The organism is Aquimarina mytili (assembly GCF_016735115.1).
GTDB classification, from domain to species: domain Bacteria; phylum Bacteroidota; class Bacteroidia; order Flavobacteriales; family Flavobacteriaceae; genus Aquimarina; species Aquimarina mytili.
In genome coordinates, this window is record NZ_JAERQJ010000006.1 from 141206 (window position 1) to 163678 (window position 22473).

A 22473-nucleotide genomic window follows, 5' to 3' on the forward strand; every position below is an offset into this window, starting at 1 on the left:
ATTATGAAACCAGAAAAATTTGTAAGAAATATTAGTGATTCAGTTATAAATGAGAATCTGAATGTTTACAAAGATTTATTTGAAACGACTGCTATAGACACTGTAAGTGATGAGTATTGGAAAGAAGCTCTTGGTCTGTACAATGAATTAGATAGTTTTCAGAAAGAGGTATTATTTAAAATAATACGCCAAACTCAAGTTGATTCTATTTCAAATATTCTTGGGATATTGGATGGACGGTTATATTTAGAAGGGCAATCAAGTGATTTTGAATTAACATATGATGGTAAAAAACTAAATAATGATTTGCAAGATATCTTTTTGGAGATAGATGAAGAAAGTAGAGAATAATCTTTATACTCAATAAAAAGCTTGTTGCAGAACAAGTTTAACAGAACGAACCACAACTTATTTTATAACGGTTGTGGTTTTTGCTATAGAATTTATAACAGAATTACTTTCATATGGTAATTCTATTAAACCTTTTCAAATAATGAAATCTAAATTAAAATTAGTATTAATATCATTAATTCTTACAAGTTGTTCTTTTTTAGATAATGGTGAAAGAATAAAGTATCATAAAAATGGTAAAGTTATGTTTGTGGGTAATATAAAAAGTGGAAAAAGAATTGGGGTATGGGCATTTTACGATGACAAAGGGTTTTCCGTTGATTCAATACCTTATGAAGATGGAGTAAAAAATGGGATAGCTAAAACATACAGTCTTTTTAGAGGAACTAGATTATCAGGTAAAGGGAACTATGTTAATGGTAAAAAACATGGGGTTTGGGAATCTTATCATGATGATGGTAATGTACATTCTAAGGAGGAATTCAATATGGGGATTCCAATCGGTATATTTGCATATTATTATGCTGATGGTACTCCTAAAATACTTACTCCTGTTCAAAATGGAAAATGGCATGGAGATCATAAAGAATATTATCCTAGTGGGGATTTATCTGTTACAGGACATTATCATAATGGGATGAGGGATGGAGAATGGAAAGAATATTATGAAAATGGTTTAATTAAAGAAATATACCATTGCCAGACTGATTTATGGCATGGCAATTATGAAAAGTACTACCCAAATGGAAATATTTCTGAAAAGGGAAGGTATGAATTAGATAATAAAACAGGTACTTGGGAGTATTTTGACACCAATGGGATTGTTATTTCTACAGGGAAATATAAGTAATATTTTTTCATATTCTGAAACCAGAAGAATTCGTAAGAAATATTAGTGATTCAGTTAAAGATGAGAGCCTAAATCTATATATAGATTTATTTTATCCTCCCCCGGTCATAGTTTATGCTATTGTATATTGGCAAGAAAGAACCACAACATTTTATATAAGAAGAAAGCAGGACAGAACGACATTGTTGTTAATGGAGAAGGTTCTGATCTCAACAAAACAAAAATTCTCAACAAAGTCCCTTAGTAATTATAATGGATGAGAGTACAATGCAAAAACTTGTGATTGGGAGAATCTTACAACAAGTGAGCTGTTAACTAGGTACGAAATGCCATCTTGTTTGCAGGCTTTTCTGGAAAACAATATTAATATATCTTCTCAATAGTTTGTCTAATATTTCAAAGATTAATATTTTTAGTCATTCATAAATTACCCCACGATAGTACAGTTTGGTTCAGGTATGAAATCATTTATATCTAAATTGTATTAAAAAACATAGTATTTAAAGAATTTGTCTTTATTGTAATTTCAGTGTAAAACCCTGAAGGAGGAACAGGTGTTTCTGCGAAATAACCCAAAATAATGAAAAAACATACAGCCAAAATAACCTCAAAAAGTATTGAGCAAAGTGGGCTTCCTAATGATTATAAAATAGCTATAGCAGAGTATATTTGGAATGGTTTTGATGCGAATGCTTCTAAAGTTGATATTAATTTTGATGCGAATGAGGTAACTTATATCAATCATTTTTCAATTAGCGATAATGGTTCTGGTATTGACATTTCAACGTTAGAAGATACATTTGGTAATTTTTTAGATTCTCAAAAAGCAAACTCTTTTTCAACTACAGGATTTGTAAAAGGTAAAAAAGGAAAAGGTAGATATTCATTTGCTTCTTTCTGCAATAAGGTAAAATGGGATACTACTTTTGAAAATAAGGAAAAGTTTTTGAACTATACAATTGAGATTGAGAAAACAGATAGCGTTAATTACACGGTGTCAGAAGAAAAAAAGATTCAAACCTCTGGGACAGGTACTAAAGTTGTTTTTGATGGCTTTTTTGGTCTTACCAGTGATTTACTAGAATCTGAAGATTTTATTGAGTTTCTTGCTCGTGAATTTGGATGGTTCTTATTTTTAAACAAAGATAAAAATTATAGCCTCACCCTGAATGGGGTTGAAATTGATTATAGCTCAATCATTGCGGATACTGATACTTTTGATTTAGATGTTGGTGAATATGATTTTAGAATAAGTTATATCAGATGGTCTAAGAATATTGGTGATAAATATTATTATTACTTTTTGGATAATGATAAGTTGGAAAAAGGAAGAAAGCATACTTCATTTAATAATAGAGGAATTGACTTTCATCATTCCTTGTATATCCAATCCAATTACTTTGATTCTTTTAAGGAGACCAAAGTCGATATGCCTACTTTGAGTTTTCAGATTAATCAAACTGATGGCACATTTAAATCTCTAATAAGTCAATTAAACTTATTTCTAAGTAATAAAGAAAAACAGTTTATTAAAGAAAATAAGGCTGATGAACTGATAACTAGTTATTACAAAAAAGGTATTTTTCCTAAATTTAAAGCAAATGCTTATGAAAAATTAAGGCAGCAAGATTTAGAAAATGTGGTTAAGGAAATATATTGTGCGGAACCTAAAATATTTCAAAACCTTAATACTACTCAAAGTAAAACATTGGTAGGTTTTTTAAATCTTTTGCTTGATACTGAAGAAAGGGATAATATATTATTAATTTTAGAAAACATTATAAAATTAAGTGAAGAGGAAAGAACAGAATTAGCTGAGGTTTTAGAAAATACACAACTTCAACGTATTATAACTTTAGTAAAGTTTTTGGAGCATCGTCATTACGTGGTAAAAGTATTAAAGACACTTGTTTATGATCTTGAAAAATTTACTAATGAAAGGGATCATATCCAGAAGGTAATTGAAGCAAACTATTGGTTATTTGGAGAGCAATATCATATTGTTTCCGCAGATAAAAATTTCGAAATATTGCTTAATAACTATTTGCAGTTTATTAAGGATAAAGGCGAAAAACCAGTTGTTAAGAAGCTTAATAGAAAAAATAAACTTAAAAGACCTGATATATTTATATGTAGAAAAGTGTATACCCCAGATCCAAATTCAAAGGAAGATACTATTGAGGAAAATATTATTGTGGAATTAAAAAGACCTTCAGTAGTAATTGGAGATAAGCAGTTTAGACAGATTGAAGGTTATTTGAGGTATATAGTGGAGGAAGAACAATTTAATAGTCAAAACAGGAAATGGAAATTCCTTCTTATTGGTAAAAAAGTAGATAGCTACATTATAGATTTGTATGAGAATCAGAAAAATAAGAGCAAAAAATTTCTAGTACAGTCAATAAGGAATTTTGAAATTTATGCAATGACTTGGGATGATATATTCACCAATTACCATCTTAAAAATAGACATTTAATTGATAAACTAGAGTTTAAGGATACAGTACTCGAAGAACTTAAAGAGAAAGGTATTTCACTAGATAAAGAGGCATCTAATGTGTTAACGATGCAAATTAGTAGTGATCAAGCAAGTTAAATAAAATAAACGATTTTAACTGTTATATGCTAGATTTAGCAGAATAGATATATGAAATCATAAAGCATTACCGGTATGATTTTACCTGAAAGGAAAATAATGAATTTTGCAGATGTTTTTGTTAATGGATTAGATGGTTGGAAGACAAATTAATTAATATGCTTGTGACAAAAAATATGTTTATTTGTTTCTATTCTGTTAAAAATAGGAAATCTAAAAATTATTTATATATCTGAAAATCAGATATTTAAAATGAATTATTATATAGTGGTTAAAAATGAAATGAGCCTTATTAATATTATAATTAAATAATATAAGTGCAGTGTGACATTTACTATGATTAATTTAAATAAATATGAATCTTTTATTCTAAAGTCTCTTGAAGATAAAAATGTAAAGGTAAGTAATGAATTATGTCAGCTTCTTGAAGACTCTTTTAAAATAACAAACAATAATGCTCGTAAAATAATACAACGTGCAACTCAAAAAGGTGTAATTAAATCTTCAACACCTTTAACTTTTGGTAAAGGGCAATATGCTTACTGCCAGCCTAATACCAGTTTTACAAAAGATAGAATAAAGATAATTTGTAAAAAACATAGACCAACATTGTATCGTTTGCTTGTTGCTTTAGATATAAGCGATGGTATTTTGTCTTATTATGAAGCATTAAAAATCACAGCTTCACCACTGATAAAGGGTATTTCAAAAGTTGATTATCTGGATGATTTAATTACGTTATTATCGAAATTTGAGATTGTATATCAAAAGGTTGATAAAAATTTAGTTAAGTATATTATTTTAAAAAGAAAACAGAAAGACGAAGAGAGTCTAATGCACATCCATTATGCTAAAATGTCCACAGACACAGCATTTATAAAGGATATTATTGATTGGATAGTTAAATCTAATTTGATTGACAATAAGAATATTATTTATAGAAATAAAAACAATCCTTCAAAAGGTGCTAAACATAACAATTTAGTTTGGGATGCTTTTGGTTATACAAAGACTACAGGTATAAATCCTTCTCTTGCCAAAGATTCTAATATCCCAGAGAAACAAACTTTAGTTGTATTTGACGTGTTAATAAGTAGAGATTATGAGCAAATAGATTTAGATGGCTTTTTAAATCGCATACAAATTAATCTTAATTCGGTTTCTAAAGGAAAGCGTAAAGTTGTACCAATAATTGTATATAAGAATTGTTCGGGTTTAATTTTAAACAAGATTAAAAAGTTAGGCTTTTTAAGTTATGATATTGGTTCAATATATGGGTCAAATATATTTAGTGTTTTAGAGAACATATCTAAACTTCAAATCAATAAAAAGTTATTAGAAGAAGATGATTTTGAAAAGATTATTGAAGATACGCTCACAACAATTGATGTTTCTGGACAAGGCGATCAATTGAAAGCTATTAAAGGGACACTCTTTGAAGTTATTATGTATCAAGTATTAAAACATCAATATCCAAATGCGGAGATAAAACCTAATTTCTATTTCTCTAAAAATATTACCAATAAAAAAGATAATACCATTACAACTGAGGGTTATGAATATGATTATGTGATTAAGTCTTCTAATCCTAAAGAGATTATTGTCGTTGAGTTAAAGGGTTACAAATCAACTTATGCAATACCATTAGGTGATTACAAAACAAAAAATACAATTAGTTGGTTTTTTAGAAAGACACTTCCATTTATTAAAGAAAAGTTCAAAAAAGATATTGGTGAAGGCTACGTTTTTAAAGGTTGTTATATATCATCAAGTGAATACACCAAAGAGGCTATTGAAGACTTAGATAAATTAAAAGGGGGTAGTTTAAAGCCAAAGAGATTAGATATATATTACAATAGGCAAAAACTGTTTGATTTTCTAATTGAAAATGACTTTAAAAATTTGAAAAGTATAATTGAGAAATTTTATTAAATAATATAATATGGCAAATATTTTAGGATTACACTGCTCAGTACTCAAGGGTTATGGGAAATTAGCAGTAGTAATACTTACAGAAGAGGATGAAATTATAACTAATGTATTTAGAAGCCCATCAGTATTTTCATTTAAAATAAATATTGGAGAAATTCTTAATTGGCATAAAGACAATATAATTTCACTCATAAACCTATACAATATAGATGCAATTGTGGTAAAAAAAACTGAACGTAATTCTTTTAACAGTAGACCAAAAAATTCAGATTTTTTTAAGCTATATCTTGAAGGAGTTATGCTTTCTTTAGCTGGTAGCTATAATATGAAAAATAGACATTTAGAAAAGGCTTCAATAAAATCACTTCTTAATAACAATGATATTTACGACCTTGACTTAGAGCAATTGCAAAAAGATTATAACCTTAAATTAGACATACAGCCTACAAGATTAAATATTCCACCAATAAAAGAATCATTTTTAGCAGTACTTGCTTATAAAAATTATTTAGAATTATGATATTAACAACTGTAGAAATTGAGAAAATAAAAGATTTTGATGAACAAGGATTTTTTAGTTCTACGTATCTGGCTATGGATACTCGACTCGAAAGAGAAGTAGCAGTAAAAGATATTAACGTAAATGGAAAGGTAAAAGATGAAGAAATAGAACAGTTTTTTCACGAAGCGTTAAAACTTTCACGCTCTGAACATCCACGTATTCTACCCATTTATTTTGTAGGTTTTTGTGATACTGAAGATAATGAAAATGTAATACCAAGAGTAGTAACAAAATATATGAAGAACGGTACTCTTAGTAGTGTTCTTAAATCGCATTATAATACTGGTTATACATTTCCGTTAGATACTATTATCAGATATGCTCACGATATTATTCAAAGTTTAATACATCTTCATTCTTTAGATATTTTACATTTGGATTTAAAAGCATCTAATATATTTATTGGTAATGATGGTAAATTAGTTGTAGGTGATTTTGGCCAGTCACGTTTTTTAGTAGATGGTTTAACTGTTGATGCTGAAAATTTATACCCGGCATTAATTCCAGACGAATTTACTAAAAAAGGTGTTGTAGATAAAACCGCTGATATATATCAATTCGGAATCCTTTTTTATAGTATGTGTTGCTATGACTACTACAGAAACTTTTTAGAAGATGATTATGAAATTGATGTTGAGGTGTTAAAAGGTTTATTTGGCAATCCTGAAGAGAAAGATAAGGATGCTATTAAAAAATTTGGAGCAAATCTCAAAAGATATAAGCAGGATGTTAAAGAAGGTCTATATGCAGATGGTAGTAATTATTATAATTATATTCCTGGTAAGATAATTGCTATTATAGAAAGATGTGTTGCACATAAAGTTGAGAATAGGTATAATAATTTTTATGAAGTTCAAAGCGATTTAAATGAACTTGTCTTCCCTTCAGGTGTTTCATCATATAGCGAAGAAATTGGTCAAAATTCTATTGTTTTTAAAAAGGATGATGTTGATTGTATTATTAATTATGAGAAAAATGAAGATTCAAAAAAATATCGTTTAGTGCCAAGAAAAAATATCCAGGAGGTTACTCGAAAAATTAAAGAAAAAGTCACAGATAGAACACTTAGAAAAGAAATTCTTAAATTAGCAGATAGCTTATGAGTAAACATAATTGTAAATATTGTGATAGAGAAATGAATGTTAGTAGTTTGGCATATAAGTCGAATAGCTACTGTAATGTTTGTTTTGATGACCGTGTTAAAGCTTCTGGTTTAAAAAAAGAAGAGGATAACCTTGTATTTACGTACAACGGTATTTCGGTTCAAATAGATTAATATTCTCTTTTGGTTTCTTTATTTGAAACTAAAATTATCAAGACTAAAAATAAATAATTGTCGACCAATTTGTCGACTAAAAATAAGAACTCCCATAATCATTAGTGATTTGGGAGTTTTTTGTGGAGTCGGAGGGATTCGAACCCTCGTCCAAACAAGTAACAAAATAGCTTTCTACACGTTTAGTTTTTGTTTAGTTTTCGACGATATGAAAGACCAAAAACCGCCAACGTATCGCTTATTCTCGATTAAGTTTCAAAATCATATCAAGATCCTACAATTTCTAGGTTTACTTTTACGAAGTCTCAAAATCAATCGCCGCAAACCAAGGCTATTGGGAGACTTCCTGCTTGCTCACCTTGTGAGCCGAGGCATTATCCTACTATAATTCGGATTATGCAGCTAGGGCGTAGTTATTCTCGCCGTTTAAAAAAGTGAAATATGATATTTACGAGCTATATCCCAGCGCTCGACGTGCTTACCATTCTATTAATCTCGCTGTCAAAACCAGTCGACCCCAGTTTTTAATTAGAAATTAAGAATTCTGAATTCAGAATTATGGTTGGCAAATATAACTATAATTGTCATATCTTTAGCGCCAATTTTAAATCAACAAAATACATACCAAAACCATATGATCAAGTTCGGTATCATTAAAGAACGTAAAAACCCGCCAGATCGTCGTGTTGTTTTTTCTCCTAATGGCTTAAAAAAAGTAAAATCTAAGTTTCTGGATGCTTCATTTACCGTCGAAAGTTCTGATATTAGAGTTTTTAAAGATTCTGCCTATGAGGAGATGGGATTCAAAGTTGTCGATGATTTATCTGATTGTGATGTGTTATTGGGAGTAAAAGAAGTCCCTGTTGCAGCACTACAACCAAACAAAAAATACTTTTTCTTTTCACATACTATTAAAAAACAACCCTATAATAGAGATTTACTTAGAGCAATATTAGATAAAAATATTGAGCTTTATGATCATGAGGTTATTGTGGGACAAAGAGGATTTCGATTAATCGGATTTGGACGGTATGCAGGAATTGTTGGTACATATAATGGGTTTAGGGCCTGGGGACTCAAGCATGATACCTTTGTATTGCCAAAAGCCGAAACATTATCAGATCAGAAAGAATTAGAATCAGAATTAACTGAAATCAAGCTTCCTAATATAAAAATTGTTCTTACTGGTAGAGGCAAAGTAGGTGGTGGAGCCAAAGAGATTCTTGATGCTATGAAAATTAAGGAAGTGTCTGTAAATGAGTATCTTAATTCTGTTTTTGATGAGCCTGTTTATGTACAAATAGATGTTCTAGATTATAATAAGCGTAAAGATGGTCAAACAATAGATAAGAACGACTTTTATACTAATCCAAAGGAATATGAAGGTGACTTCATGCGATTTGCCAAAGTAAGCGATATGTATATTGCAGGGCATTTTTTTGGTAGTGGATCACCATTTATTTTTACAAGAGATGATGTTAAAAAAGAAGACTTTAATATTAAAGTAGTAGCAGATATTTCTTGCGATGTTGATGGCCCCGTTGCAACAACATTAAGAGCCTCTACAATAGCAAACCCTATCTATGGATATGATCCAATAACAGAGGCTGAAGTTGATTTTAAAGACCCTAAAGCTATTGTAGTTATGGCTGTGGATAATCTACCCTGTGAGTTGCCCAAAGATGCAAGCGAGGGTTTTGGAGAAATGTTTTTGGAACATGTTATTCCAGCTTTTTTTAATAATGATAAAGATGGTGTCTTGTCAAGAGCAAGAATGACACAAAATGGTGCTTTAACTGAAAGATTTAGTTACCTTCAGGATTATGTTGATGGTAAGGAATAATTGTATAAAAAAAGAAAAGTATGACTACCCAGGCGTTAGTAGAGCAAATACGCAGAAAGAAATCATTTTTATGTATTGGTTTAGATGTTGATCTTAATAAAATTCCAAAACACTTATTAGAAACAGAAGATCCAATTTTTGAATTCAATAAGGCAATTATAGATGCAACACACCACTTAGCCGTGGGGTATAAACCTAATACAGCTTTTTATGAGGCATACGGGATAAAAGGATGGAAATCTCTGGAGAAAACTATAAATTATTTAAATGCTAATTATCCCGAGATTTTTACTATTGCTGATGCAAAAAGAGGAGATATTGGTAATACCAGTACTATGTATGCAAAGGCATTTTTCGAGGATTTAAAATTTGACTCAGTTACTGTGGCGCCATATATGGGTAAAGATTCTATTGAACCTTTCTTGGCATTTAAAAATAAACATACAATACTGCTGGCACTTACTTCTAATCAAGGCGCTTTTGATTTTCAAACTAAAGATATTGAGGGGAAGAAACTATATGAACAGGTTTTAGAGCTTTCAAAATCGTATCAGAACTCAGAGAATTTGATGTATGTTGTTGGTGCTACAAAGGCAGAGTATTTATCTGATATTAGAAAAATAATACCACATAGTTTTTTATTAGTTCCTGGCGTAGGAGCACAAGGTGGAAACTTGAAGGATGTTTGTAAATATGGACTTAATGATCAGGTAGGGTTATTGATAAACTCATCACGAGGTATTATTTATGCTTCAGATGCTATTGATTTTGCTGAAGCTGCAGCAGACAAGGCACTAGAGCTTCAAAAAGAAATGAGTCAAATTTTAAGCTAAAAAAAAGAAAAGGAATGAGAATCACCCTTATTAAAGATTCTCATTCCTCACAAAGAATAAAATTAACGTCTATTCGCGTTAAATACTTGTTTTGCATATCCATAAAGTCCGTAAGTAATGAACACTACAAAAAATGCCATTATACCATAAATGATAAAGTTAAGTAATCCTGAATCCATAGCCCCGTGTTTTTAATTAATAACTAGTCCTAAGATAAAAAAAAATTACGAAAAATCCTATATTAAATATTTAGTTATTAGTGGTTTATGTGTTTTTTAATAGTTGTTTAAGATTTTGGATTGATAGTAAATTAATAGCATGAAGTATGTAGATCAAATAGGAAGAACATTGATGATAGAGGGTGTTCCAAAACGTATTATTTCATTGGTACCTTCTCAAACTGAACTTTTGGTAGATTTAGGACTACAAAAAACTATTGTAGGGATAACAAAATTTTGCGTGCATCCCAATAGTATACGAAAAGAAAAAACTATAGTCGGAGGGACAAAAAAAGTTGATTATGAAAAAATCAGAGCACTAAAACCAGACATTGTTTTATGCAATAAAGAAGAAAACACAAAAGAAATTGTTGAGACATTAGAAAAAGAGTATACCGTTCATGTTTCTGATATTTTTTCAATAGAAGATGCAGTACGTATGATCAAGCAATATGGAGAAATTTTTCAAGAAGAAAACCGGGCAAACAAGATTATAGATGCGATACAAGCCGAGCAAGATTCTTTTGAAGCGTATGTAAAAAATACTCCGAAAAGGAAAGTGGCTTATTTTATCTGGAAAGATCCCTGGGTAGTGGTTGGTAATAATACATTTATTGATCACGTATTAAGGCTAAATAACTTCGAGAATATTTATGGAAATAAAAACCGTTATCCAGAAATTTCTAAAGAAGAAATCAAATCCTTCAAAGAACAAGATTTGATCCTTTTGTCTTCAGAGCCTTTCCCGTTTTCAGAAAAACATATTTTAGAAATAAAGAAAATTAACACTACGGCTAAAATAATTCTTGTAGATGGAGAATATTTCTCGTGGTATGGCTCTCGATTGCAAGGTGCTTTTTCGTACTTTAAAGCACTTCATAAATCAATAAATGAATAAACATTTCTATTAAGCCTATCTTTTATATCAAATAAGTTCGTAGTTTTGAACCACTAAACAAAAATCATTGCTAAATTATTCTGTATATACTCACCCCAAAAGTAAAGAATGGGTAACTTTTGTTCATGGAGCGGGGGGCAGTTCTTCAATTTGGTTTAAACAAGTTCGAGAGTTTAGAAAACATTTCAATATACTATTATTAGACCTTAGAGGGCATGGTAATTCTAAACCTATATTGAAAGATGCTTTTAGTTCTAAGTATACTTTTGATTCAATAACAGAAGATATTGTAGAAGTTATTGATAAAGAGAATATCCAAAAATCTCATTTTATTGGGATATCTTTAGGAACAATACTGATTAGAAATCTAGCTGAGAAATATCCTGATCGTGTAAGAAGTATGATTATGGGGGGCGCAATTATGAAATTAAATTTTAGATCTCAGGTTTTAATGCGATTGGGAGTCATTTTTAAGTCGGTAATACCCTATATGTTTTTATATAAGTTTTTTGCATTTATTATTATGCCAAAAAAGAATCATAAACAATCGAGATTACTGTTTGTTAATGAAGCTAAAAAACTATATCAAAAAGAGTTTGTAAGATGGTTTAGACTTACTTCAGAAATTAATCCTTTATTACGTTTTTTTAGAGCTACAGATATAAGAATCCCTACGTTGTATGTTATGGGTGAAGAGGATTATCTTTTCTTGCCTTCAGTAGAAAAAGTTGTTGCTACTCATCAATTATCAAGGCTTTTTGTTGTTAAAAATTCTGGACATGTAGTTAATGTAGAGTATCCCGAAGTTTTTAACAGAGAATCAATTGCATTTATTGGAGAATCAATATAGGCTAGATAGTAATGCTATGATACTGTTGATTGGCCTTCAATTTTTTTTATTTGAATAAGAATTTCATTGGCTTTTTTGTGTAGCATATCGCTTCTGCTTTTGTCCTTTATAGCAGTTTTATATGCACTTCTCATTAATTTACAATATGTGCTTTGCAGTTTTTGCAGCTCACTTTTGTTTCTGAACCAGCTAAACATCAGTTTTTCCTTCTTACAATTATAAGTACAAAATTAAACGATAATTTACCGAAGGTTTCTTAATACTGAGTTAACATTGCATAAAGTTGTGGTAAATATGCCGTTTGGATTTAACGATTGTTTATGCAAAAATTGGATATGCTTTTTTAATTGTCCTGTAGGGCAAACACTCTTCGGAGCAAATCTGTAGTTCTAGAACTAAGTTTAGTTCTTATTTCTTTTTCTTCAATAGCAATCATTTTATAAACACCTTTCAGAGCTTCTTGCGTTACATAGTCCGTTAAATCTGGATTCACATTATTGGTGAGCGGCAGTGCATTATATTTTGTGATTATATTAGACCAGATTTTATCTGCACCAACTTTTGAAAAAGATCGATTAATCACAGGATTAAATTTTGCGTATAGAGCATTATTGGTTTTGCTTTGTAGATATGATGTTGCTGCACGATCATTTCCTAACAAGATCTGCCTTGCATCTGCAAACGTAATTTGTTTTACGGCACCAACAAATATTGGAGTAGCTTCTTTGACAGCATCTTCGGCTGCTCGATTTATTGCTCTTAATCCTTCGTCGGCCAATTTACTTAACCCTATATCTCTTAAGGTCTTATCAACTTTTTGTAGTTCTTGAGGAAGAAGTATTTTCACTAATTGATTTCTATAAAACCCATCTTTTTGTGTTAGTTTGGTTACTTGTTTATCAATACCATTATCCAATGCTTGTCGTAATCCATTAGCAATATCAATATTACTTATTCCAAAACCTCCGCTTGTTGTTTGCGGAAGACTATTAACTACTTGCTGCAGTTCTGCACAACTGGATAAGAAAATGATAGTTAATACGAGTACGAATTTTTTCATGGATATAAAATTATGGGGTTTCTAAATAGTCTTTTGAAAAACTAATTTAAGTAATACCTATGAAAAAATCACAGTTTTATTATTATATACCAAAACTTTTCTGGCGATATGGTGTTTGATCGCTCGAGAAAGCACGATTTTTTCTAGATCACGGCCTTTAAGAATAAAATCCTGTACATTATGAATATGAGAAATTCTTACAACCTCCTGTTCGATTATAGGTCCTTCATCAAGATCAGAGGTAACATAATGACTGGTAGCCCCAATAATTTTAACACCACGTTCATATGCCGAATGATAAGGTTTAGCCCCTGGAAAAGCAGGTAAGAATGAATGGTGGATATTGATTATTTTATTAGGAAAGTGATCCACAAAATCAGATGAGAGTATCTGCATATATCTTGCTAATACTACAAAATCGATATTACATTCTTCAAGTGCCTGTAATTGCTCAGATTCGGCTTCAATTTTGTTCTGTTTAGTAACAGGAATGTGCTTAAACGGAATGCTAAAAGCATCAGCAATGGGTTTAAGGTCATTATGGTTACTTATAATGATTGGAATTTCTACCTGCAACTCTCCTGAGGCATGTCTTCCTAAGATATCATAAAGACAATGATCATATTTAGATACAAAAAGAGCCATTTTAGGCTTTTTTTCGGTATCATACATCTCCCAGTGCATGTTATAATTCTTGGCGATTTCGGCATTAAAAGCTTCCTTAAATTGTATTAGCTTTTTTTCATCGTTGTCAAATTCACATTCTGATCGCATAAAAAACTCTCCGAGTTCGCGATCTACATATTGATCTATATAGGTAATGTTCCCTTTTTTCGCCAAAATAAAGTTGGTTACAGTTGCAATTATTCCTTTTTTGTCGGGACAGTTGATTAATAGGGTAGTCTTTTTCATTAAAAATCATATTTTCCAGTTATAAACATACTATTAATGAAATGATTTTTCCAAGTATTCCTTTTAAATAAAGTATGTATTACAGGGTTTTTGATTGATTAGAAATGGATGCCTTATTTCACTACATTATTTTCAAAAAAGTTTGGATAAATGACATAAAATTTGAACTATAAACAATCAAGAGCAATACTTGGTTAAATAAATTATATAATTCTAAAAAAATAATCCTTTTTGATGCATATTTCGTAAATTAGCAACGTTAAAACTACTATTTATTGTCAATGGAACAAATTGCACCGTATACCCCCAAGAATAAAGTAAGAATAGTTACTGCAGCATCCTTATTTGATGGACATGATGCCGCAATTAATATTATGCGCCGTATTATACAATCTACAGGAGTAGAAGTGATCCATCTTGGTCATGATCGAAGTGTAGAAGAAGTTGTTAATTGTGCAATACAAGAAGACGCAAATGCTATTGCCATGACTTCGTATCAAGGCGGGCATAATGAATATTTTAAGTACATGTATGATTTGCTGAAAGAAAAAGGAGCAGAACATATAAAGATATTCGGCGGTGGTGGTGGAGTAATCTTACCTGAAGAAATTAAAGAGCTGATGGACTATGGGATTACCCGCATTTATTCTCCAGATGACGGTAGAGAACTAGGTCTTCAAGGGATGATTAATGATCTGGTGGAAAAATCTGATTTTCCTATAGGAAACGGATTAAATGGAGAAGCCGATCATTTGGCCAAAAAGAAAATTGGGGCCATAGCAAGAGTAATTTCTGCGGCAGAAAACTTTCCGGAAATAGCTAAAGATACTTTAGATAAAATTCATGATAAAAATAAAACTTCTAAAACTCCGGTTTTAGGAATTACAGGAACAGGAGGAGCCGGTAAATCGTCTTTGGTAGACGAATTAGTACGTAGATTTTTAATTGATTTTCCAAATAAAACACTTGGGATTATCTCTGTAGACCCATCTAAGCGTAAAACTGGAGGAGCATTACTAGGAGATAGAATAAGAATGAATGCTATAAACTCTCCAAGGGTATATATGCGATCATTGGCTACCCGACAATCTAATCTGGCATTGTCTAAATATGTAGCAGAAGCGATAGAAGTATTAAAAGCAGCAGAGTTTGATCTGATTATTCTTGAAACTTCAGGTATCGGACAATCAGATACAGAGATATTAGAGCATAGCGATACTTCATTATATGTAATGACACCAGAGTTTGGTGCGGCTACACAATTAGAAAAAATCGATATGCTGGATTTTGCAGATCTGGTGGCCATTAACAAATTTGATAAACGGGGTTCTCTGGATGCATTACGAGATGTAAAAAAACAATACATGCGTAACCATAATTTGTGGGATACCCCTCAGGATGATCTGCCTGTGTATGGTACTATAGCTTCACAATTTAATGATCCCGGAATGAATACGCTTTATAAAGCTATTATGGATAAAGTTGTAGAGAAAACCGGGGCAGATTTACAATCAGACTTTCATATTTCTAAAGAAATGTCTGAAAAGATATTTGTAATACCACCAAGTAGAACTCGATATTTATCAGAAATTGCTGAGAATAATAGAGCATATGATAAAACTGCACACACTCAGGTTGAGGTAGCTCAAAAATTGTATGGAATTTATAAAACTATTTGTAGCGTAACAGATGCTAATTCTTTAAGCTTATCTAAGAATGGTATTGACGAAGAAATTCTTCAGAATCATAAAAATGAAGATAATACAGGTTTCTTAAAATTACTTTTGGCAGAGTTTGATCGGGTTAAGCTTAATCTGGATCCTTATAACTGGGAGATTATTACGGGTTGGGCTGGCAAAGTAAAAAAGTATAAAGATCCGGTGTATTCTTTCAAAGTTAGGGATAAAGAAATCAAAATAGAAACCCATACAGAATCACTTTCTCATACTCAAATTCCTAAAGTGGCTTTGCCAAAATATGAAGCGTGGGGAGATGTTTTGAATTGGTGTTTGCAAGAAAATGTTCCTGGCGAGTTTCCTTATGCTTCAGGATTATACCCCTTTAAACGTACTGGGGAAGATCCTACGCGCATGTTTGCAGGAGAAGGAGGCCCCGAAAGAACCAATCGTCGTTTCCATTACGTAAGTTTAGGCATGCCAGCTAAACGTCTTTCTACAGCATTTGATTCGGTAACATTATATGGTAATGATCCTGACCATCGACCAGATATCTATGGTAAAATTGGTAATGCAGGGGTATCTATCTGCTGTCTTGATGATGCAAAAAAATTATATTCTGGATTTGATCTTTCTCATGCGATGACATCGGTGAGTATGACCATTAATGGTCCTGCGCCTATGTTACTTGGGTTCTTCATGAATGCAGCCATAGATCAAAATTGTGAGAAATACATCAAAGAAAATGACCTGGAGGCTGAGGTTGAAGCAAAAATTAAAAAAATATATAAGGGAACAGAACGTCCACAATATCAAGGAGAATTGCCAGAAGGAAATGACGGACTTGGATTAATGTTACTTGGAGTTACTGGAGATCAGGTATTGCCAGCCGATGTATATGCAAAAATTAAAACTGAAACATTGAGTACGGTAAGAGGTACGGTGCAAGCAGATATCCTTAAAGAAGACCAGGCTCAAAATACATGTATATTTTCAACAGAATTTGCATTACGATTGATGGGAGATGTACAAGAGTATTTTATTGAAAAACAAGTGCGCAATTTCTATTCGGTATCCATCTCGGGATATCATATTGCTGAAGCCGGAGCAAACCCAATTACGCAACTGGCACTAACCTTGGCTAATGGGTTTACGTATGTTGAGTATTATCTAAGTCGAGGGATGGATATTAATAAGTTTGGACCAAACTTATCTTTCTTTTTCTCTAATGGTATTGATCCAGAATATGCGGTGATTGGACGTGTAGCGCGTAAAATATGGGCGAAAGCTTTAAAGCATAAATATGGAGCAAATCCAAGAGCACAAATGTTAAAGTATCATATCCAAACTTCGGGTCGCTCGTTACATGCTCAAGAAATAGACTTTAATGATATTCGTACCACTTTACAGGCACTTTATGCGATCTATGATAATTGTAACTCTTTGCATACTAATGCTTATGACGAGGCGATTACTACACCAACAGAAGAGTCTGTACGCAGAGCTATGGCTATTCAGTTAATTATCAATAAAGAACTAGGGTTAGCTAAAAATGAAAACCCAATTCAAGGATCTTTTATTATTGAAGAACTAACTGATCTTGTTGAAGAAGCTGTATTAACCGAGTTTGATCGAATTACAGAGAGAGGAGGAGTGCTCGGAGCAATGGAAACAATGTATCAACGCAGTAAGATACAAGAAGAAAGTTTGTATTATGAGACTTTAAAACATACTGGTGAATTTCCAATCATAGGTGTAAATACATTCTTAAGTTCAAAAGGATCGCCTACCGTTACTCCCGGAGAAGTAATTCGCGCTACCGAGGAGGAAAAACAATACCAAATTACAACGTTAAATAATCTTCATAAAGCAAAAGAAGATGTTGCTTCAGAGATTCTAAGTAAAGTACAGGAAGCGGCCATCCAGAATCAAAATATTTTTGAAATATTAATGGAGGCTACTAAAGTGTGCTCTTTAGGACAAATCACTGCAGCTTTGTTCGAAGTAGGAGGGCAGTATCGCAGAAATATGTAAGCATAAGATAAATAACAGTGTAAAACCCCCGTTTCAAAAAAAACGGGGTTTTACATGTTTAGGAGTTTCTTTATCTTTAAGAAAACACAAACGTCATGTATAAACTACTCTTAGGATTACTTATTACTACATTTTCATTTGCACAACAAAACCAAATAAAGGCACTGGTAGGAGGTACTTTAATAGATGGTTATGGGGGTAAACCCATACAAAACAGTGTAATTATTATTGAAGGCGATAAAATTAAAGCGGTAGGCACTACCGAAACGCTTGTGGTGCCAAAAAATGCAAAAATAATTTCTACAGAAGGAATGTCTGTGCTACCTGGACTTTGGGATATGCATGTGCATACAATGATCAATGGACATGCTGATTATTCATATTGGGATAAAACCTATCCACCTCTTTTAGAAGAGGTAATTATGCCCGCTTCGGCAGAGCAATTATTAATGGCAGGAGTAACTAGTGCACGTGATTTGGGAGCGCCTTTAAAAGAAAGTATAGCGGTAAGAGATCGAATCAATAGAGGAGAAATTCCTGGAGCCACACTATATGTTTCAGGGCCATTTATTCAAAAGAAACCTTATCCCGGTACCGAAGCTTTTCGTTGGGGGATTAACGGTGTCGAAGATGCAAAAAAGAAGATAAAAAAACTTGCAGATGCTGGAGTGGATTGCGTAAAACTAATTGATCAGGATCAAATGACAAAAGATGAATTACAAGCTGTTGTGGATACTGCACACCAATATAATTTGAAGGTTGTGGCGCATGGACATCGCCCTCAAGAAATAAGAATGGGCCTCAAAGCCGGAGCTGATTGTTTTGAACATACAGGACTTTCTTCGGCTCCTAGATATCCCGATGATGTAATGGAAGCAATTAAAGAAAGAACAGCACAAATGAATTTGGGACCTCTATTTTGGTGCCCTACTGTAGAAGGATTGTATAATTATGAGTATGTTAGAGATCATGGCGAACATTTGGATAATGATTCATGGCATAGAGGTTTGCATGATACTATAGTAGCCGATATTAAAAATAGTTTCAAACATAAGGACCGTTTACCTTATTTTCAGTTAACCCCATTAAGAAAACCAACGTTAGAAACCAAAATAAAGCAATTGATGGATGCAGGTGTGGTATTAATGATCGGTACAGATAGTGGTATTCCTATGAAATTTCACAGTCAATCTACATGGAACGAGTTAGATGTTTGGGTCAACGAATTCGGTATTGATCCTATGTATGCCATTCGTGCGGCAACCTATTGGCCTTCTTTATGGACTGGAGTAGCAAGCGAAGTAGGAACCGTTACAGAAGGTAAATATGCAGATATTATAGCTGTCAAGGGAGATGTTTTAAGATATATTAGTCTTTTACAAAACGTAGATATCATTATCAAACATGGGAAACAATATAAATGAAAAGGTATTGAGTAGAATATTTATAACGTCATCATCCAAGTACGTTGCAAATGTTTAAACTTGCGAAGTTCTTTACGTAAGATAGGTATAAACTCTTTTCCGTTACTTTCGGCTTGTTCAAGGCGTTCGCAATTTTTATAAAGTCGATTTGTAATATGTATCAGAGAGTTGGCTTGTTTTATACGATCATCCTGAAAAATCTGGTTTTCAGCATTAATTATTTTGGGAGCAAGAGCATCAGATTGCCTAACAATATCTCCAGTAAAATAAATATGAGGATCTTCGTTGCCATTATCTTGTAATAAAGCCATATCATACACCATGTAATTTGAAATACTTCGCGAAAGCTTAAATATTTCAAGGGCTTTTTTATACAATCTTTTGTTTCGTGGCTGTAATCTCATAACAATTTCTTTTTCAAAAGTAATGCTATTTTCATTATTTTTTACTTTGATTTTAATGTTAATTGATTAATTTGCTTTAAAATTTAATAAGAAATACTATTTTTTGTTTAAAATGAAAGTTGATGTCACAAACCAGGAGATTTTACAATGCTTGCAACAAAATGCAAGATTATCAAATGCCGAAATAGGAAGAAAAGTTGGGTTAAGTTCTCCTGCTGTAGCCGAAAGGATTAAAAAAATGGAGGACTACGGTATCTTAAAAGGATATAAAGCTGAAGTTTCGTATGCTAAAATTGGTTATCAGTTAAAAGCTATTGTTACCCTTAGAGCATTTATGGGTCGATTAAAACCATTTTTACTCAAGGTGTCCGAATTTCAAGAAGTACTCAATTGTTACCGTATTACCGGTAACGAAAATATAATTATGGAAGTTGTATTACGGGATCAAATACATCTGCAAGAATTTATAGATAGATTAATACCTTATGGTGAAGTCAAAACACATATTATCCTTTCTAATCTTATAGAAGGTAATCCTATTACGGCTTCGACCAGTATATAGTAATCTGTTTAATTTTTGGCATGAGATTTGTTACTATAATTATAAAGAAAATAAGGAGTCATCTACAACTTGTGTGAGGACATTGGTAAGGGAAACTATACTAAAGAGAGTACAAGGGAATAGATAAAAAAAGCCCGCAGAAATGCGGGCTTTTTTATATGTCTTGGTGTTGTCATTACTTAATAACAATACAACCATCTTTAATTTCAATTTTAGAATTGTTTGTAACCGTTATCCATCCACAATCCGTTTTAATTTCGGCTTTTTCACTACCTCCTTGTATGGTTACCGATGCTGTTCTGCTACTTCCAAATTCGACAGTTTTCGTAGAACCTGCAATCTTTACCTCAAATTTGTGAGTTTTAGAATCTTTATTGTAATATCTAAGATTTACGTTTGCCTGAGCAATAACTCCAAATAATAAGCAGGTAATAATAAGTAGTTTTTTCATTATATTTTGGGTTTTATAAATTTCGAACAAAAATACATTTATTTGTCTAATAATCAAGTGTTTTAAATTGGAATCCGGGTTTGAAAATGATTTAAGAAGCCAGTTTTAATAATTTTAGTGATTTTTTTAAGAATATAATCTTTACTTTTTTAGTACATTTTGTAGATCATCTAACCTCGTGTATGAAACTGAATTACCTTAAAAAATATGTGGTCCTAAACTGGTTGATATTTTGCACAATTAGTTTGTGTAATGCGCAACAGCTTTCTGATTTTAAGATAGGAATAGTAATAGACTCTTTGGCTATTCCATCCTCCAACAACAGTTTTAGTGTCTATTTACCAACGGATTTCGATTCAAACAAAAACTGGCCGCTATTGTTGGGGTTTGATTTGTCTGGTAGAGCCAGTGATATTACCCGTTTATATAAAGTAGCTGCCGAAAAACAAGGCTATATTATAGCAATAAGTAATTTATCAGAAGATGTGGATCAGGAGAAAAAAAATAATGTTGTTACTGCGTTTATGAACCATATTTTTTCTCTTTTTCCAATCCAAAAGAACAGAGTTTATGGTACTGCGATACAAGAAAGTGCAAAATTAGTGAGTTTATTACCTGTCTTTTATAATAATGATATTTCTGGTGTTATTGTGATAGGAGATAGTTACTATTATGACTCTGGTATAAAAATTAAAAATAAGTTTTCTCATATAGGAATCATTCATACTACTAATTTTAGATATAAGGATTTTCTAAAGAATAAAGAGTATTTAAAAAGAAGAGCTGTAGAAGCAGATGTTTTTCCTTTTGAAGGGAAATCTGAATTCCCCAACTCAAATCTTTTATCTAAAGCTCTTTCCAATTTGACATTGCTGGCAATGGCCTCGGGAAGAATGGCTAAAGACTCTACATGGGTTCAAAATTTATATCAAAAAGATTTAAGACAAATAGAAATACATCTTAAGGAGAATGAATTTTTAACGGCTTTTGATGAGGTAAAACGAATGCGCGAGAAGTATAAATTGTTTTTTGATACAGATCATCTAAAGGATAAGCAGAGAGAAATTAAAAAACACAAAGAATACAAAAAAGAGAAGCGTTTACAAACTAAATATCTATATCGCGAAAACTTTCTTAGGTTGACCTATGTGTTTTCAATGGATGAAGATATTGAATTAAAAAACTATGAAAATCTAGGTTGGTGGCAGTACCAGATTGCAGAATTGGATAGTTTGGTGATAAAAAAGGAAAAATATGCCGCCGCCATGGGATTGAGAATGAAAGGGTATTTAAAGCATCTTGTTAATGTATATAAAATTGCACAACTAGAAGAAAAAAGTAAAAACTTTGAGAAAGTAATGTTTTTGAATATACTAAGTACAATAGTTGATAAAAAAGATTTTGAGTCCTATAGAACCATAATTTCCTTGAGTGCCATAGACGAAGATTATGAAACTGCACTATTTTATTTAGAAAGATTGCTTCAAAATGGATATGAAGATTTTGATAAACTGTATACTATAGAGGGTACACTGGCCTTAAGAATTACTAAAGAATACAATAAACTAATTAAAAAACACCTCGGGAAATCCAAATACTTCTTTTCAGAATAAGTTGAAATCTTAAATTTTTGTGTATTTCGTCGAATTTATATGTTTTTTGTCGTTATTTTTTTTGTTTTTACATTTTTTTTGTATTACATTTACATCAACATAAAATACTTGATGTATCGACCATAACT

At 31.7% G+C, this 22473-nt stretch carries 20 protein-coding genes and 1 other RNA gene; 15 read left to right on the forward strand and 6 right to left on the reverse strand.

Annotated features, from left to right (window positions below; genetic code table 11):
• Window positions 1-3 precede the first annotated feature (3 nt).
• The 7 genes from JJQ60_RS15160 (at window position 4) to JJQ60_RS15190 (ending at window position 7567) form a co-directional block, all read left to right on the forward strand.
• On the forward strand, window positions 4-351 hold the full coding sequence (locus tag JJQ60_RS15160; protein ID WP_201921998.1) for a hypothetical protein: 348 nt from the start codon (window positions 4-6) through the stop codon (window positions 349-351).
• A gap of 142 nt (window positions 352-493) precedes the next feature.
• The gene (locus JJQ60_RS15165; protein ID WP_201922001.1) at window positions 494-1201 is read left to right on the forward strand and encodes a toxin-antitoxin system YwqK family antitoxin; all 708 of its coding nucleotides are present in this window, start codon (window positions 494-496) and stop codon (window positions 1199-1201) included.
• 580 nt (window positions 1202-1781) lie between these two features.
• On the forward strand, window positions 1782-3797 hold the full coding sequence (locus JJQ60_RS15170; RefSeq protein WP_201922004.1) for an ATP-binding protein: 2016 nt from the start codon (window positions 1782-1784) through the stop codon (window positions 3795-3797).
• A gap of 336 nt (window positions 3798-4133) precedes the next feature.
• On the forward strand, window positions 4134-5729 hold the full coding sequence (locus JJQ60_RS15175; RefSeq protein ID WP_201922007.1) for a hypothetical protein: 1596 nt from the start codon (window positions 4134-4136) through the stop codon (window positions 5727-5729).
• 10 nt (window positions 5730-5739) lie between these two features.
• Window positions 5740-6249 carry a hypothetical protein gene (locus tag JJQ60_RS15180; RefSeq protein WP_201922010.1) on the forward strand — a complete coding sequence of 170 codons (510 nt, stop codon included), beginning with the start codon at window positions 5740-5742 and terminating at the stop codon, window positions 6247-6249.
• Window positions 6246-7394 (forward strand): protein kinase domain-containing protein, encoded by a 1149-nt coding sequence (locus JJQ60_RS15185; protein ID WP_201922012.1) that lies wholly within the window; start codon window positions 6246-6248, stop codon window positions 7392-7394. Before JJQ60_RS15180 ends, JJQ60_RS15185 begins: the two co-directional genes overlap by 4 nt.
• Entirely contained in the window at window positions 7391-7567 is a 177-nt protein-coding gene (locus JJQ60_RS15190) for a hypothetical protein (RefSeq protein ID WP_201922015.1), read from the forward strand. The genes JJQ60_RS15185 and JJQ60_RS15190 overlap by 4 nt, the downstream gene beginning before the upstream one ends.
• A 120-nt stretch (window positions 7568-7687) precedes the next feature.
• Here the strand turns inward: JJQ60_RS15190 and ssrA are convergent.
• Window positions 7688-8086: a transfer-messenger RNA gene (ssrA, locus tag JJQ60_RS15195) on the reverse strand.
• Window positions 8087-8204: 118 nt separating this feature from the next.
• On the opposite strand from ssrA, the gene JJQ60_RS15200 reads away from it, so the two are divergent.
• The 4 genes from JJQ60_RS15200 to JJQ60_RS15215 all read left to right on the forward strand — a co-directional run bounded on the left by JJQ60_RS15200 (window position 8205) and on the right by JJQ60_RS15215 (window position 12209).
• Complete coding sequence (locus JJQ60_RS15200; RefSeq protein WP_201922585.1) at window positions 8205-9410, forward strand: NAD(P)-dependent oxidoreductase; 1206 nt, start codon at window positions 8205-8207, stop codon at window positions 9408-9410.
• A 20-nt stretch (window positions 9411-9430) separates the two neighbouring features.
• Complete coding sequence (gene pyrF / locus JJQ60_RS15205; protein ID WP_201922019.1) at window positions 9431-10243, forward strand: orotidine-5'-phosphate decarboxylase; 813 nt, start codon at window positions 9431-9433, stop codon at window positions 10241-10243.
• A 318-nt stretch (window positions 10244-10561) separates the two neighbouring features.
• Window positions 10562-11359, forward strand: a complete 798-nt coding sequence (locus JJQ60_RS15210; protein WP_201922022.1) for an ABC transporter substrate-binding protein — start codon at window positions 10562-10564, stop codon at window positions 11357-11359.
• 67 nt (window positions 11360-11426) lie between these two features.
• On the forward strand, window positions 11427-12209 hold the full coding sequence (locus tag JJQ60_RS15215; protein ID WP_201922025.1) for an alpha/beta fold hydrolase: 783 nt from the start codon (window positions 11427-11429) through the stop codon (window positions 12207-12209).
• Window positions 12210-12223: 14 nt separating this feature from the next.
• Here the strand turns inward: JJQ60_RS15215 and JJQ60_RS22395 are convergent, their stop codons facing one another.
• The 3 genes from JJQ60_RS22395 to purU all read right to left on the reverse strand — a co-directional run bounded on the left by JJQ60_RS22395 (window position 12224) and on the right by purU (window position 14181).
• On the reverse strand, window positions 12224-12406 hold the full coding sequence (locus JJQ60_RS22395; RefSeq protein ID WP_201922028.1) for a Lacal_2735 family protein: 183 nt from the start codon (window positions 12404-12406) through the stop codon (window positions 12224-12226).
• Window positions 12407-12552: 146 nt separating this feature from the next.
• Window positions 12553-13269, reverse strand: a complete 717-nt coding sequence (locus JJQ60_RS15225; protein ID WP_201922030.1) for a DUF4197 domain-containing protein — start codon at window positions 13267-13269, stop codon at window positions 12553-12555.
• A gap of 57 nt (window positions 13270-13326) precedes the next feature.
• Complete coding sequence (gene purU, locus JJQ60_RS15230; RefSeq protein ID WP_201922033.1) at window positions 13327-14181, reverse strand: formyltetrahydrofolate deformylase; 855 nt, start codon at window positions 14179-14181, stop codon at window positions 13327-13329.
• Window positions 14182-14462: 281 nt separating this feature from the next.
• Between purU and JJQ60_RS15235 the strand changes: the two genes are divergently transcribed.
• Complete coding sequence (locus JJQ60_RS15235; RefSeq protein WP_201922036.1) at window positions 14463-17891, forward strand: methylmalonyl-CoA mutase family protein; 3429 nt, start codon at window positions 14463-14465, stop codon at window positions 17889-17891.
• A 95-nt stretch (window positions 17892-17986) separates the two neighbouring features.
• A complete protein-coding gene (locus JJQ60_RS15240; protein ID WP_201922052.1) occupies window positions 17987-19315 on the forward strand; it encodes an amidohydrolase family protein in 1329 nt (442 codons plus the stop codon).
• A 20-nt stretch (window positions 19316-19335) separates the two neighbouring features.
• Here JJQ60_RS15240 and JJQ60_RS15245 read toward each other — a convergent pair whose 3' ends face one another.
• Complete coding sequence (locus JJQ60_RS15245) at window positions 19336-19719, reverse strand: hypothetical protein (protein WP_201922055.1); 384 nt, start codon at window positions 19717-19719, stop codon at window positions 19336-19338.
• Between the two features lie 112 nt (window positions 19720-19831).
• On the opposite strand from JJQ60_RS15245, the gene JJQ60_RS15250 reads away from it, so the two are divergent.
• Window positions 19832-20281: an Lrp/AsnC family transcriptional regulator gene (locus tag JJQ60_RS15250; RefSeq protein WP_201922058.1), complete on the forward strand. Its 450-nt coding sequence runs from the start codon at window positions 19832-19834 to the stop codon at window positions 20279-20281.
• Window positions 20282-20456: 175 nt separating this feature from the next.
• Here JJQ60_RS15250 and JJQ60_RS15255 read toward each other — a convergent pair whose 3' ends face one another.
• Entirely contained in the window at window positions 20457-20732 is a 276-nt protein-coding gene (locus JJQ60_RS15255; protein ID WP_236669142.1) for a hypothetical protein, read from the reverse strand.
• Window positions 20733-20914: 182 nt separating this feature from the next.
• On the opposite strand from JJQ60_RS15255, the gene JJQ60_RS15260 reads away from it, so the two are divergent.
• Entirely contained in the window at window positions 20915-22345 is a 1431-nt protein-coding gene (locus tag JJQ60_RS15260; RefSeq protein ID WP_201922061.1) for a hypothetical protein, read from the forward strand.
• The last annotated feature ends 128 nt before the right edge of the window (window positions 22346-22473 follow it).

What these genes read in the sequence shown, in the direction of transcription:
- JJQ60_RS15160 (WP_201921998.1), top strand. Translation starts at nt 4, where the DNA reads ATGAAACCAGAAAAATTTGTAAGAAATATTAGTGATTCAGTTATAAAT.
- JJQ60_RS15165 (WP_201922001.1), top strand. Translation starts at nt 494, where the DNA reads ATGAAATCTAAATTAAAATTAGTATTAATATCATTAATTCTTACAAGT.
- JJQ60_RS15170 (WP_201922004.1), top strand. Translation starts at nt 1,782, where the DNA reads ATGAAAAAACATACAGCCAAAATAACCTCAAAAAGTATTGAGCAAAGT.
- JJQ60_RS15175 (WP_201922007.1), top strand. Translation starts at nt 4,134, where the DNA reads ATGATTAATTTAAATAAATATGAATCTTTTATTCTAAAGTCTCTTGAA.
- JJQ60_RS15180 (WP_201922010.1), top strand. Translation starts at nt 5,740, where the DNA reads ATGGCAAATATTTTAGGATTACACTGCTCAGTACTCAAGGGTTATGGG.
- JJQ60_RS15185 (WP_201922012.1), top strand. Translation starts at nt 6,246, where the DNA reads ATGATATTAACAACTGTAGAAATTGAGAAAATAAAAGATTTTGATGAA.
- JJQ60_RS15190 (WP_201922015.1), top strand. Translation starts at nt 7,391, where the DNA reads ATGAGTAAACATAATTGTAAATATTGTGATAGAGAAATGAATGTTAGT.
- pyrF (WP_201922019.1), top strand. Translation starts at nt 9,431, where the DNA reads ATGACTACCCAGGCGTTAGTAGAGCAAATACGCAGAAAGAAATCATTT.
- JJQ60_RS15210 (WP_201922022.1), top strand. Translation starts at nt 10,562, where the DNA reads ATGAAGTATGTAGATCAAATAGGAAGAACATTGATGATAGAGGGTGTT.
- JJQ60_RS22395 (WP_201922028.1), bottom strand. Translation starts at nt 12,406, where the DNA reads ATGTTTAGCTGGTTCAGAAACAAAAGTGAGCTGCAAAAACTGCAAAGC.
- JJQ60_RS15225 (WP_201922030.1), bottom strand. Translation starts at nt 13,269, where the DNA reads ATGAAAAAATTCGTACTCGTATTAACTATCATTTTCTTATCCAGTTGT.
- purU (WP_201922033.1), bottom strand. Translation starts at nt 14,181, where the DNA reads ATGAAAAAGACTACCCTATTAATCAACTGTCCCGACAAAAAAGGAATA.
- JJQ60_RS15235 (WP_201922036.1), top strand. Translation starts at nt 14,463, where the DNA reads ATGGAACAAATTGCACCGTATACCCCCAAGAATAAAGTAAGAATAGTT.
- JJQ60_RS15240 (WP_201922052.1), top strand. Translation starts at nt 17,987, where the DNA reads ATGTATAAACTACTCTTAGGATTACTTATTACTACATTTTCATTTGCA.
- JJQ60_RS15245 (WP_201922055.1), bottom strand. Translation starts at nt 19,719, where the DNA reads ATGAGATTACAGCCACGAAACAAAAGATTGTATAAAAAAGCCCTTGAA.
- JJQ60_RS15250 (WP_201922058.1), top strand. Translation starts at nt 19,832, where the DNA reads ATGAAAGTTGATGTCACAAACCAGGAGATTTTACAATGCTTGCAACAA.
- JJQ60_RS15255 (WP_236669142.1), bottom strand. Translation starts at nt 20,732, where the DNA reads ATGAAAAAACTACTTATTATTACCTGCTTATTATTTGGAGTTATTGCT.
- JJQ60_RS15260 (WP_201922061.1), top strand. Translation starts at nt 20,915, where the DNA reads ATGAAACTGAATTACCTTAAAAAATATGTGGTCCTAAACTGGTTGATA.